Raw genomic sequence first — 12,997 nt, 5'->3', positions numbered from 1 at the left:
CGCTGAAAAGGAATCGCTTGAAACTTCCCTACGAATGGCAGATCGGCTGGCGCTATACCCGCGCCGGCAAACGCACCACCGGCAACGGTTTCATCTCGTTTATCGCGCTGGTATCCATGGCGGGTATCGCCCTTGGCGTCGCGGCGCTGATCGTGGTGCTCTCGGTAATGAACGGGTTCCAGAAAGAGGTCCGCGACCGCATGTTGTCGGTGCTCGCGCACGTCGAAGTATTTTCGCCGACCGGGTCCATGCCCAACTGGCAACTGACCGCACAGGAGGCGCGCAAGAATCCGGAAGTGATCGGCGCGGCGCCCTACGTGGACGCCCAGGCGCTGCTTACGCGGCAAGGCGCGGTCAGCGGCGTGGCGTTGCGCGGCGTCGAGCCATCGCTGGAACCGCAGGTCTCGGATATCGGCAAGGAGATGCGGGGCGGCAAGCTCACCGATCTCGTGCCGGGTAGCTTCGGCATTGTGCTGGGCGCGGATCTGGCGACCAACCTGGGCGTGACCACCGGCGACAAGATCACGCTGGTCGCGCCCGAAGGCACGATCACGCCGGCGGGCATGCTGCCGCGGCTCAAGCAGTTCACCGTGGTCGGCGTGTTCGAGTCGGGGCACTACGAATACGACTCCACGCTGGCGCTGATTTCCATCGCCGACGCCCAGGCGCTGTTCCGGCTGCCGGCTCCAACGGGCGTGCGCCTGAAGCTGAAGGACATGCAGCGCGCGCCGGAAGTCGCGCGGCAACTGTCGCGAACGCTGACTGGCGACCTCTATATCCGCGACTGGACGCAGCAGAACAAGACCTGGTTCTCAGCCGTTCAGATTGAAAAACGCATGATGTTCATCATTTTGACGCTGATCATTGCGGTGGCGGCGTTCAACCTCGTCTCGTCGCTGGTGATGACGGTGACCGACAAACAAGCGGACATCGCCATCTTGCGCACGCTTGGCGCGCAACCCGGCTCGATCATGAAGATCTTCGTGATCCAGGGCGTGACCATTGGCTTTATCGGTACGGCGCTCGGCGTGACGCTGGGGTGCCTTATCGCGTGGAGCATTCCGTGGCTCGTGCCCATGATCGAGCATCTTCTGGGCGTGCAGTTCCTGCCGCCGTCGGTGTATTTCATCAGCGAATTGCCGTCCGAACTCGTTCCCGCCGACGTCGCGCGGATCGGCCTTATCGCATTCGTATTGTCATCGCTCGCGACGCTCTATCCGAGCTGGCGCGGCGCGAAGGTTCGCCCGGCGGAGGCACTGCGCTATGAGTGATAACAACAGCAACATCGTGCTTGAGGCGACGGCGATTTCGAAGACGTTCGTGCAAGGCGGCTTCAACGTGCAAGTGCTGGACAACGCAGAATTGCAGGTCCGACGCGGCGAGAAGCTGGCGATCGTCGGCGCCTCGGGATCAGGTAAAAGCACGCTGCTGCACGTGCTCGGCGGTCTCGACGAACCCAGCGCGGGCAAGGTCTCGCTGCTCGGCAAGCCGTTCACTGCATTGCGTGAACGCGAACGCAACGAGCTGCGTAATCGTGCGCTCGGTTTCGTGTATCAGTTTCATCATTTGCTGGCGGAATTCAGCGCGCTCGATAACGTCGCCATGCCGCTGCGCATTCGCCGCATGAGCGAAACGGACGCGCGCAAGGAAGCCATGGCCGTGCTCGATCGCGTGGGGATTGGCCATCGGGCTAAACATCGGCCGGGGGAATTGTCGGGCGGCGAGCGTCAACGTGTGGCGATTGCACGCGCGCTGGTTACGCGCCCGGCATGCGTTCTCGCCGATGAGCCGACCGGCAACCTTGACGGCGCCACCGCGGACACGGTGTTCAATTTGATGCTGGAGTTGTCGCAGACGTTCGAAACGAGCTTCGTGATCGTCACGCACGACCCCGATCTCGCCGCGCGCTGCGACCGCATCATGCGTTTGCGTGACGGTGTGTTGTTCGAGGAGCCGGTCGTCCCTGTTTAATAGCTGGATAAGCGCTGGAATGCTGGAGGCGTTGCATGTGGATCGACACGCATTGCCATCTCGATGCATCTGAATTCGATGTCGACCGCGATGATGTCGCGGCATCGGCGTTGAAAGAGGGCGTCTCGCGGATCGTGATTCCAGGTGTGGAGCGCCAGAATTTCGACCGGGTGCGCGAGCTTGCGCATCGCATTGAGGGCGGTGCTTACGCGCTCGGCATTCACCCATTGTTCACCCCACGAGCGCAGGACGACGATCTGCGCGTGCTGCGCGAGCAAATTGCCGCGAGCATGGACGATCCGAGGTTTGTGGGTATCGGCGAGATCGGGCTGGACTATTTCGTGCCCGGCCTCGACGATGCGCGCCAGACCTTCTTCTATTACGAGCAGCTCAAGCTCGCACGCGAATTTGATTTGCCGGTGATCTGCCATGTGCGCAAATCGCAGGACAAAGTGCTCAAGGGCTTACGCGTGTTCTCCGTCAAACTCGGTATCGCGCACGCCTTCAACGGCAGTTTTCAGCAGGCCGAAGCGTTTCTCGCGCACGGCATGCGGCTCGGTTTTGGCGGCAACCTGACCTTCGAGCGGGCTCGCCAGATTCGACGTCTCGCCGCAGAGCTGCCACTGGACGCGATCGTGCTCGAAACCGATGCGCCCGATATCGCGCCTTCATGGCTCTACAAGCATCGCAACGCGCCGGATCAGGTGCCTGGCATCGCGCGAGTGCTTGCAGAATTGCGCAGCATTGGTGAAGAGACGCTTTCTCTAGGCACAACGGCTAACGCGCACGCCGCACTGCCGCGGCTCAGCCTTATCTCCGCATAATCAGTTCTTCGTATTCGTTCGATTGCAGGCATTGAAGGGCGACACTTTCCTTCGATGCGTCTGCGCTCGCGTCGAGTTCTTGAGGAGCGGGCGTGCGGGGTATCTTGATTGGCTTTGCGCTGGGAATCGCGTGTTTGCAGCAGCAAGCTGTGTTGCCTGGTGCTCTTGTTTTGTGGGGGCTTCTGCTCCTGCTCGCGCTTGCCTGCGCGCTCGCGGTTTATGTCCCACGTTGGCGTGATTGCGGCTGCACTGATTATTGGCTTTGGTTACGCCGCCTGGCGCGCAGAGACGCGATTGCAACGCGTCTTGCCCGTTGCGTTCGAGAACCGCAACATCGAGTTGACGGGATTCGTGCGCGGACTGCCATTGCAAGACGCGGACAGCACACGGTTCTTGTTTGAAGTCGAATCGAATGAAGCCGCTTTGCCGAACTTCCCTCGGGTCGTACAACTGTCTTGGCTGACCTTGGACGGATCAAAAAGCGGTCCTGCCGAGGCGCCGCCGCCCGCTCTTTGGGCCGGTCAACGATGGACACTGGTCGCGCGATTAAAACGCCCGCATGGCAATGCCAATTTTCGTGGCCGCGATGCTGAAGTGGCGCTGCTCGCCCGCAACATTCGCGCGATCGGTTACGTTTCCATGCCGGGCGCGGCGCGGCGTTTGCCTGCCGATGCGCATGGTTTCGCGCTCACGATCGATCGTTGGCGTTCGCGGTTGCGCGGGCGGGTTTTAAAGGCGCTAGACGACGCCCCGCATCGGGGAATTATCGTAGCGTTGGCAACAGGCGCACAGGACATGGTTAGCGACGCTGACTGGACCTTGCTGCGCGCGACCGGCACCAGCCATCTGGTCGCGATTTCCGGACTGCATATTGGTTTTGTCGCGGGACTCGCGGCGTTATTGAGTGGCGGGTTATGGCGCCGCCTGCGTTGGCGCGGGATGCCCGCGCCGCTGATCGTATCGGCGCAAAAAGCGGCGGCAGCTGGTGCGGCGGTATTCGCAGCCTTCTATGCCGCGCTCGCCGGATTCAACGTCCCCGCGCAACGATCGATGTGGATGCTCTGCTTCGTCGCGCTCGCGGTGTTGAGCGGCCGCCGGCCCGCGTCTTCGCTGGTGCTTGCGTGGGCGCTGGGGTTGGTGCTGCTGGCCGATCCATGGGCGGTGACGGCAGCGGGATTCTGGTTATCGTTCTGTGCCGTGGCCGCCATCCTGTTCGCGATTGCATCGCGCGGGCGCCAGGCGTCGGTCGGATTCGCGGAGGAGTTCGCGGCGCCTCACGCAGATGAAGGCGGTTCGCCGGACGAACCCGCCGAATCCAGTGATCAAGGCAATGAACGCAACGCTCAGCCACGCCGCCACATTCGCGACCGGCTCGGCGACATGATTGGGCGAGTCCGCGTTCGCTTGCTGGCGCGGCTTGGACCTACGGCTCGGCGGATCGGCCGCGGGATTGCATCGAGTGCGCGCGTGCAATACGCCATCACGCTCGGACTCGCTCCACTCACCGCGTACTGGTTTTTCCAGATCCCACTGCTTGGGCCGCTTGCTAATGCGTTCGCGATTCCCTGGATCAGCTTTCTTGTTACGCCGACCGTCCTTGTGGCCGTCTTGCTTCCCGCACCGCTCGACGTATTTGCGTACCGCGCGGCGCACAGCTTGTTAGTCCCAATGTTCAACGCGCTTGCCCACCTGTCTGGACCCACATGGACGCTCTGGCGTTTGCCGCAGCCAGATGGTTTCGCGCTTGTAGCAGCGGCATTCGGCGTGTTGTGGGCGCTCGCTCCGCGCGGCTGGCCGCTGCGGTTCGCCGCTCCGCTCACGTGGTTGCCGCTCGCGCTTCCTGTCTCGCACGCGCCTCCGAACGGCACGTTTCGCGTGACGGCGCTCGATATCGGCCAGGGGTCTGCAATCGTGATCGAAACCACGCATCACACCTTGCTCTTCGATGCGGGTCCGGGCCCCGAATCCACGCACGCAGGCGAGCGGCTTGTCGTGCCGTATCTATTTGCGCATGGCCTTTCGACCCTCGATACGCTGATGATCAGCCACTCGGATTCGGATCACTCGGGCGGTGCGCCCGCAGTGCTTGAGAGCATTCGGGTACGGCAATTCCTGGCGTCGCTGCGACCGCGCGAACCATTGTGGAAAGCGGCGCGGGATCATGGAAGCGCATTGTTGCGCTGCGTCGCGGGACAGCGATGGCAATGGGACGGCGTGATGTTCGACGTGCTGTGGCCACAGGCCGGACCTTTCGCCACAAAACCGAACGCCACGTCATGCGTGCTGAAAGTGACGAGCGGGGCGGGACGCTCGGCGCTGCTGGCCGCCGACATTGAAGCCGACGTCGAACGTCAGCTTTTGCAACTCAGGAAACCTGACCTCGCCTGGCTCCAGGCCGACATACTGATCGTGCCGCATCACGGCAGCAAGACTTCGTCTACCGAGCCTTTCCTCGACGCCGTGAGGCCGCGCGTCGCGGTATTTCAGGTAGGCTACCGCAACCGATTTAACCATCCGCATCCGACGGTTTTCGAGCGGTATCGCCTGCGAAATATCGAGTTATCACGCAGCGACGAAGACGGAGCGGCGCGTATGGAAGTGTCGGCGGACGTGTCTATCGAGCGTTTCAGGCAGACGCACGCGCGTTACTGGATGGGACGGTGAATCCACCGTTAAAAATGAGACGCTGGAAAGAGCGTCACAAAGATAGAGTTGTAAAAAGAGAGGACACGCCGCTTGAAAGACATCCTGCATTTTTCGCATGCGAACGGATTTCCTGCATCGACCTATCGGACGATCTTCGCCGAGCTCGCCGACGATTACGAAATTCGCGCGGTCGAACGTTTTGGTCACGATCCGCGTTTTCCGGTGACACGCGACTGGCCGCATCTGGTGGATCAACTGCTCGAAGACATCGATGCGAGGCGTCCAGCCGACGTGAAAGTGTGGCTGGTCGGGCATTCGCTGGGCGGTTATCTCTCATTGATGGCGGCGCTCAAGCGGCCGCATTGGGTGAAAGGCGTTGTGATGCTGGATTCGCCGGTGATCGCCGGCTGGCGTAGCAGTGTCCTGCGTTTATCGCAATGGACCGGGCTCGACACGCGGCTTTCGCCTGCCGCCGCCACTAAAAACCGGCGCACGCACTGGCCGAGCAGGGAAGATGCGTGGCGTCACTTTCATGCGAAAACCGCGTTCGCCCGCTGGGACGAGCGGATGCTGTCGGATTACATCGATTTCGCAATTCCGACGGAGGCGGGTAACGGGAGTGGAACTGGGAGTGGTACTGAAAGCGGCATTGACGGGACCATTGAAGCAGCCGCCATCCACCGCCAACGCAAGCTGGCTTTTGATCGCGAGGTGGAGTTTCGCATCTACAAGACGTTGCCGCGTACGCTGGGTGCGCGGGTCGCGCATGGCGTGCCGGTGCCGGTCGGGTTTATCGCGGGAACGCATTCGAAGGAGGTTCGCCACGTTGGACTGGATATGACGCGGCGTATTGTGGGCGGGCATTTCGAATGGATCGAGGGTAGTCATCTGTTTCCAATGGAACACCCGGTGGAAACAGCCCGCGCATTGCAGCGCACGCTTAACGGGCTGCGGCTTGACACGTAAGACGGCATACCATGGCGAAGCACCATTAAAAGCCGCAATTAAAGTCCGCCGCTTGCAGTGAATCGGGTTCCAACGCGGCCCCCTCCCGCGCTGGGTTCCGAGGCGTCTTTCGGGTATAATCCGTTTTTCCCGCGAGCACCTAGCGATGACCAAATATGTATTCGTCACCGGCGGCGTAGTGTCTTCCCTCGGCAAGGGTATTGCCGCCGCTTCCCTCGCAGCGATCCTCGAATCGCGCGGTCTGAAAGTCACCCTCTTAAAGCTCGATCCCTACATCAACGTCGACCCCGGCACGATGAGCCCGTTTCAGCACGGGGAAGTGTTCGTGACAGAAGACGGTGCGGAAACGGATCTCGACTTAGGCCATTACGAGCGCTTCATCAGCACGAAGATGCGCAAGGCCAATAACTTCACGACCGGTCAGATCTACGAGTCGGTGATCCGCAAGGAACGCCGGGGCGAATATCTCGGCAAGACGGTTCAGGTCATTCCCCATATCACCAACGAAATCCAGGCGTTCCTGCAACGCGGCGCGGCTGCGGCCACGTGCGGCGAGCCCGACGTGGCCATAGTGGAAATTGGCGGGACGGTGGGTGACATCGAATCGCTGCCGTTCCTCGAAGCCGCGCGCCAGATGAGCCTGCGGCTCGGGCGCAACAGCGCGTGTTTCGTGCACCTGACGCTGGTGCCGTACATTGCGACGGCCGGTGAACTCAAGACGAAACCCACGCAGCATAGCGTGCAGAAACTGCGCGAAATCGGTATCTCGCCGCACGTGCTGCTGTGCCGCGCGGATCGCCCGATTCCCGGCGACGAACGCGCGAAGATCTCGTTGTTCTCCAATGTGCCGGAAGACGCGGTCATTTCGGTGTGGGATGTGGACAGCATCTACAAGATTCCGCAGATGCTGCACGACCAGGGTCTCGACAACATCATTTGCGAAGAGCTCAAGCTCACGGCGAAACCCGCCGACCTCAGCATGTGGGCCGGCCTCGTCCAGAAACTCGAGAACCCGCAGAACGAAGTCACCATCGGCATGGTCGGCAAGTATGTGGAATTGACCGAGTCGTACAAGTCGCTGATCGAGGCGCTCAAGCATGCGTCCATTCATACGTCGACGAAGGTCAATATCGAATACATCGATTCCGAGCAGATCGAAACGGACGGCGTAGCCGGTCTGAAGCATCTTGACGCCGTGCTCGTGCCGGGTGGTTTCGGCGCGCGCGGAACAGAAGGCAAGATCAAGGCGATCAAATACGCACGTGAATCGAAGACGCCGTACCTGGGCATTTGCCTCGGCATGCAACTGGCCGTGATCGAATTCGCTCGCGACGTTGCGGGTCTTACCGATGCAAACAGCACGGAGTTCGATTCATCGACGACTAATCCGGTTGTAGCGCTCATCACCGAATGGTATGACCGCGCGGGCCGCGTTGAAAAGCGCACGGAAGAGTCGGATCTGGGCGGCACGATGCGCCTGGGTTCACAAAAATGTCCGATCAAGCCGGGCACCATGGCCGCACGCATTTACGGAACGGACGTGAACGAGCGTCATCGGCATCGCTACGAAGTGAACAACCGTTTTGTGCCGCAACTCGAGGCGGGCGGGCTGGTGATCAGCGCGCGTACGCCGAGCGAAGATCTGCCGGAAATGATGGAGTTGCCGGAATCCATGCACCCGTGGTTCGTCGGCGTACAGTTCCACCCGGAATTCACGTCGTCGCCGCGCGATGGCCATCCGTTGTTCAAGGAATTTGTCGAAGCGGCGCGCGCGCATCATCTGGCGCTGAAGGCGAACGGTGCGGTGAGCACTGCTGCTGAGCCTGCACCCGCGCCGGCCGTGGCGGTTTCTGTCGGAGCGCAAGCATGAAGCTGTGTGATTTCGAAGTGGGTCTCGACCAGCCGTTTTTCCTGATCGCGGGCACGTGCGTGGTTGAATCGGAGCAAATGACGATCGACGTCGCCGGCCGCCTCAAGGAAATCTGCGCGAAGGTAGGCGTCCCGTTCATCTACAAATCGTCGTACGACAAAGCCAATCGCAGTTCCGGCAAGTCGTTCCGCGGTCTTGGCATGGATGAAGGCCTGCGGATTCTCGGCGAAGTGAAAAAGCAACTCGGCCTGCCTGTTCTCACCGATGTTCATTCGGAGCACGAGATCGAGGCGGTTGCGTCGGTTGTGGACGTGCTGCAAACGCCCGCGTTCCTGTGCCGCCAGACTGACTTCATCCACGCGTGCGCGCGTTCGGGGAAGCCGGTCAACATCAAGAAGGGCCAGTTTCTTGCGCCGCACGACATGAAGAACGTCATCGATAAAGCCCGCGACGCTGCCCGCGAAGCCGGCTTGTCGGACGATCGTTTCATGGCGTGCGAACGCGGCGTGTCGTTTGGTTATAACAATCTGGTTTCCGACATGCGCTCGCTCGCGATCATGCGGGAAACCAACGCTCCGGTCGTCTTCGACGCCACGCATTCCGTCCAGTTGCCGGGCGGGCAGGGCACGAGTTCAGGTGGCCAGCGCGAGTTCGTGCCGGTGCTGGCACGCGCGGCCATTGCGGCAGGCGTGGCGGGCGTGTTCATGGAGACGCATCCGGACCCGGCGAACGCAAAATCCGACGGGCCGAACGCCGTACCGCTGCACAGAATGGAAGCACTGCTGGAGACACTCGTCGCATTGGATCGGGCCGTTAAGCGCGGGCCGTTCCTCGAGGCCGATTTCAGTTAAAGACGCTGCGAGCGCCCCGTGAATTCAAGCGCGGGCGTTCGCTTAAGCATCAACCTCCGTCACGTACCGGTGGAGAGTGTCATGGAGAGAGCTTGTCTTCATGCGCGCGAGCCACACTGACCCCGATAAATTCGCCAGGCTTCAATCGTTGATATTGAAGGCGATTGAAGCATACGGTGGTAAGTTTCTGGTGCGTGAAGGGCGGAGCGGGGCGTTTGCAGGATCAATGCGCCCATCATGGCCGTACTCGCGTTCTTAGACCATATTGACCACGAGAAGGGCCGCAAAACGGGATCACTCCGCTCAATACGAAGCGGCGCGCCACGTGCCAACGGGCGCAGCAGAATTGAACATGATGGTCGTAGAAGGCCTCTGAAGCCAAGCGTTCGCGCCTTGGCGAGATGTTAAACACCGACCTGCTGTCTGACCTGATTCACCGTCATTTCTTGAGGAAACCATGAGTGCTATCGTAGATATCATCGGTCGCGAGATTCTCGACTCGCGAGGCAATCCCACCGTCGAATGTGACGTCCTGCTGGAGTCTGGCACGATGGGCCGCGCTGCGGTGCCGTCGGGCGCATCCACCGGATCGCGTGAAGCGATCGAACTGCGCGACGGCGAAGCCGGCCGCTACGGCGGCAAGGGCGTGCTAAAGGCAGTTGAACACATCAATACCGAAATCTCCGAAGCCATCATGGGCCTCGATGCATCGGAACAAGCCTTCCTCGACAAAACCCTGCTCGAACTCGACGGCACCGACAACAAGTCGCGCCTTGGCGCAAACGCCATGCTGGCTGTCTCCATGGCGGTTGCGAAGGCCGCTGCGGAAGAAGCTGGTTTGCCGCTGTACCGCTACTTTGGCGGCTCGGGCGCCATGCAATTGCCCGTTCCCATGATGAACATCGTGAACGGCGGCGCGCACGCGAACAACAGCCTGGACATCCAGGAATTCATGATTGTCCCGGTCAGCCAGCCGACGTTCCGCGAAGCGCTGCGTTGCGGCGCTGAAGTGTTCCACGCGCTCAAGAAAATCTTGAGCGATCGCGGCATGAGCACGGCCGTAGGTGATGAAGGCGGTTTCGCACCGAACTTCGGCAGCAACGACGAGTGCCTGTCGACCATCGTCCAGGCCATCGAAAAAGCGGGCTACCGCGCGGGCGAAGACGTTTTGCTGGCGCTGGACTGCGCCGCGAGCGAGTTCTACCACGACGGCAAATATCAGCTCGCAGGCGAGGGTTTGCAGTTGTCGTCGGCGGAGTTCACGGATTACCTGGCTACGCTTGCCGATAAATTCCCGATCGTATCGATCGAAGACGGCATGCACGAAAGCGACTGGGACGGCTGGAAGATTCTCACCGATAAACTCGGCAAGAAGATCCAGCTGGTCGGTGACGACCTTTTCGTGACGAACACGCGCATCCTGAAAGAAGGCATCGACAAGGGTATCGCCAATTCGATCCTGATCAAGATCAACCAGATCGGCACGTTGACGGAAACCTTTGCAGCTATCGAAATGGCGAAGCGCGCGGGTTACACTGCGGTCATCTCGCATCGTTCGGGCGAAACGGAAGATTCGACGATTGCAGATATTGCAGTCGGCCTGAACGCTGGTCAGATCAAGACGGGTTCGTTGTCGCGTAGCGACCGGATCTCGAAGTACAACCAGTTGCTGCGCATTGAAGAAGATCTCGGCGATATCGCGAGTTATCCGGGTAAGTCGGCGTTCTACAATCTGCGCTAAAGCTTCGGCCGGAATGGACGTTAGTTAGTCCGGACGCCGTTGATTTATCCAGTCCGCTGCCTCGCATTCTCGTGAACGCGAGGCAGCGCCAAATCTAGTTGAAGTGTTAGCGTTTTTCTCGCCTCTTAAATGCGGATTGTCACCTTTGTTCTGATCCTGCTGCTGGCGATGATCCAGTATCCACTGTGGTGGGGACACGGCGGTTGGTTACGTGTCCACGAACTGCAGCAGCAACTCGTCAACCAGACAAAGAAAAACGCCGACCTGAAACTGCGCAATGAACGCGTGCAGGGTGAAGTAGCGGACTTGCAGAACGGTACATCGGCTGTTGAAGAGCGCGCGCGTTACGAAATGGGCATGATGAAGGACAGCGAGGTCTTCGTGCAATTCGTCTCGCCGAATTCGCCGGCGCCTGCTAACTCAGTGAACGCGCAATCAAGTGCTTCCACGCGCGGGCAAGTGTCCGCCGCGCCGTTGCGTGTCGTGCCTAATCCGGTGTCGCGTTCGAAGGAAGAGCGCCGGGCATTCGAGCGGCAAGCGACGAAGGACAAGATGGACGCGGCGAAGAAGAAGCCGGCGGGTTAGCGCGTCGCGCGTCAATCGAAGCACCGGACGCAAAAAAAGCTGTTTCAACGTGAGTTGAAACAGCTTTTTTCTTGGGATGTCTCAGGACATCTCCAAGGTCCTACCAGTAATATCCCGGGTATCCATAGCCGAAACCTGTTCCCCACCGGTTACCCCAGCCGCCGCTCGAATAGCCCCCGTACACCGTGACGGGTACGCGATAGTACTGCGAATAAGCCTGCGCGGCGGCTTCGGCAGTCATTGCTTGCTGTTGTTCGGCCAGCACTTGCCGGTCAATCTGGTTATAGCGCTGTTGCTCGGCCGGTGAAAGCGGCTGCGCCGCCTGGTTCTGCGCAGCCGGCAAGCGGCTATAAATGGGCGAGGGCCCCGGCGGATCCATCATGCAGCCGCCGAGCGCGAGCAACGCTGCGCCGGACAGCGCTGCAGTCAGTTTCGTCAATACACATGGCAACGGTTTCATTTCGACCTCCAGCGGGCCGGACACTAGGCGGAAACGGATCATGCCACGCGGCGGGACGGCAAACATCGATACTGCGACGTCTTGTTACAGAGCCAGCGAGACGGGGCGAATTCAGTGCCGCTGATCCGGCGCCGGGCTCACGCCTAGTGAGATTTCAGCGGCCACAAAAAGTTGCGCCACGTCCACCGGATCGAACTCGTAGCGCTGGTTGCAGAATTCGCAGTGCACTTCCACGCTGCCGCGTTCTTCGACCACGCTGTCCACTTCGCCGCGGCCGAGCATCTTGAGCATCCCGCCTACCTTTTCGCGCGAACAGGTGCATTCGAAACGCGCTTGCGCCGGCTCGAAATGCTGCACGTTTTCCTGCCAGAAGAGCCGCTTGAACACCACTTCCGGTTCTTCTTTCAGCAACTCTTCGTTCGACAGCGTGCCGCCGAGGTGACAAACGCGCTGCCATGTATCGGCGTCGTGTTCACCCGGATGCGGAACGATACCGCCATCGCCGGGAAGCTTTTGCAGCAGCATGCCCACGGCGCGCTCGGTGTTCGCGGCAAGCCACATGCGCGTGTCGAGCTGCTCCGAGTGATGCATGTAGTGTTCGAGCACTTCTGCCATCGATGCCAGCGGTCCATGCTCACCGCTCAATGGCACGATGCCCTGATAAGCCTGCTGCCCGGGTTTCTTGTCGCGCGGATCGAGCGTGATCACGCAGCGGCCCTGGCCGTTGCGGTTGAGCAGATCGGGGAGCGTCATGTCATCCGTGATTGGCACGGGTGCTTCGCTCGCGCCTTCAATGGATTCAGCCAGTTTCGCGGTTGCCCGCAGCGACAAGTCCGAATTGCATTGGACGACAAGCATGGTCACTGGCCCGTCGCCGTAGATCTGCATGATGAGCGTGCCATCGAACTTCAGATTCGCCGACAGCAGGGCGCACGCAGCCATCATTTCGCCGAGCACGTTTTGCACGGGCGTGGGGTACGAGCGGCGCGTGAGCACCTCCTGCCAGGTGTCGCGTAGCGAGACGATTTCGCCGCGCACGGGCGCCGCGTTGAACATGAATTTTTGAAGCTGGTCGTTAACCAC

Annotated in this window: 11 protein-coding genes; 9 read left to right on the top strand and 2 right to left on the bottom strand. The window is 60.6% G+C overall.

Annotated features, from left to right (window positions below):
- Window positions 1-17 precede the first annotated feature (17 nt).
- From ACSQ83_RS25755 to ftsB, 9 genes are all read left to right on the top strand, one after another.
- Window positions 18-1,271 carry a lipoprotein-releasing ABC transporter permease subunit gene (locus tag ACSQ83_RS25755; RefSeq protein WP_436230073.1) on the top strand — a complete coding sequence of 418 codons (1,254 nt, stop codon included), beginning with the start codon at window positions 18-20 and terminating at the stop codon, window positions 1,269-1,271.
- Window positions 1,264-1,971 (top strand): lipoprotein-releasing ABC transporter ATP-binding protein LolD, encoded by a 708-nt coding sequence (gene lolD, locus ACSQ83_RS25750; RefSeq protein WP_414948186.1) that lies wholly within the window; start codon window positions 1,264-1,266, stop codon window positions 1,969-1,971. The genes ACSQ83_RS25755 and lolD overlap by 8 nt, the downstream gene beginning before the upstream one ends.
- A gap of 35 nt (window positions 1,972-2,006) precedes the next feature.
- Window positions 2,007-2,795: a TatD family hydrolase gene (locus ACSQ83_RS25745; protein WP_436230072.1), complete on the top strand. Its 789-nt coding sequence runs from the start codon at window positions 2,007-2,009 to the stop codon at window positions 2,793-2,795.
- 159 nt (window positions 2,796-2,954) lie between these two features.
- A complete protein-coding gene (locus ACSQ83_RS25740) occupies window positions 2,955-5,459 on the top strand; it encodes a DNA internalization-related competence protein ComEC/Rec2 (protein WP_436230094.1) in 2,505 nt (834 codons plus the stop codon).
- 72 nt (window positions 5,460-5,531) lie between these two features.
- Window positions 5,532-6,407 carry an alpha/beta fold hydrolase gene (locus tag ACSQ83_RS25735; RefSeq protein WP_436230071.1) on the top strand — a complete coding sequence of 292 codons (876 nt, stop codon included), beginning with the start codon at window positions 5,532-5,534 and terminating at the stop codon, window positions 6,405-6,407.
- 145 nt (window positions 6,408-6,552) lie between these two features.
- Window positions 6,553-8,277 (top strand): CTP synthase, encoded by a 1,725-nt coding sequence (locus tag ACSQ83_RS25730; protein ID WP_414948190.1) that lies wholly within the window; start codon window positions 6,553-6,555, stop codon window positions 8,275-8,277.
- Window positions 8,274-9,128: a 3-deoxy-8-phosphooctulonate synthase gene (gene kdsA, locus ACSQ83_RS25725; RefSeq protein ID WP_436230070.1), complete on the top strand. Its 855-nt coding sequence runs from the start codon at window positions 8,274-8,276 to the stop codon at window positions 9,126-9,128. The genes ACSQ83_RS25730 and kdsA overlap by 4 nt, the downstream gene beginning before the upstream one ends.
- Before the next feature lie 457 nt (window positions 9,129-9,585).
- Entirely contained in the window at window positions 9,586-10,869 is a 1,284-nt protein-coding gene (gene eno, locus ACSQ83_RS25720) for a phosphopyruvate hydratase (RefSeq protein WP_097262069.1), read from the top strand.
- A 129-nt stretch (window positions 10,870-10,998) separates the two neighbouring features.
- On the top strand, window positions 10,999-11,454 hold the full coding sequence (ftsB, locus tag ACSQ83_RS25715; RefSeq protein WP_299707698.1) for a cell division protein FtsB: 456 nt from the start codon (window positions 10,999-11,001) through the stop codon (window positions 11,452-11,454).
- A gap of 100 nt (window positions 11,455-11,554) precedes the next feature.
- Here the strand turns inward: ftsB and ACSQ83_RS25710 are convergent, their stop codons facing one another.
- Window positions 11,555-11,914: a hypothetical protein gene (locus ACSQ83_RS25710; protein WP_414966936.1), complete on the bottom strand. Its 360-nt coding sequence runs from the start codon at window positions 11,912-11,914 to the stop codon at window positions 11,555-11,557.
- Between the two features lie 111 nt (window positions 11,915-12,025).
- Window positions 12,026-12,997, bottom strand: a complete 972-nt coding sequence (gene hslO / locus ACSQ83_RS25705) for an Hsp33 family molecular chaperone HslO (RefSeq protein WP_436230069.1) — start codon at window positions 12,995-12,997, stop codon at window positions 12,026-12,028.

It is taken from the genome of Caballeronia sp. LjRoot29, assembly GCF_964252755.1.
Taxonomy (GTDB): domain Bacteria; phylum Pseudomonadota; class Gammaproteobacteria; order Burkholderiales; family Burkholderiaceae; genus Caballeronia.
This window is presented reverse-complemented; position numbering and strand designations above follow the sequence as displayed.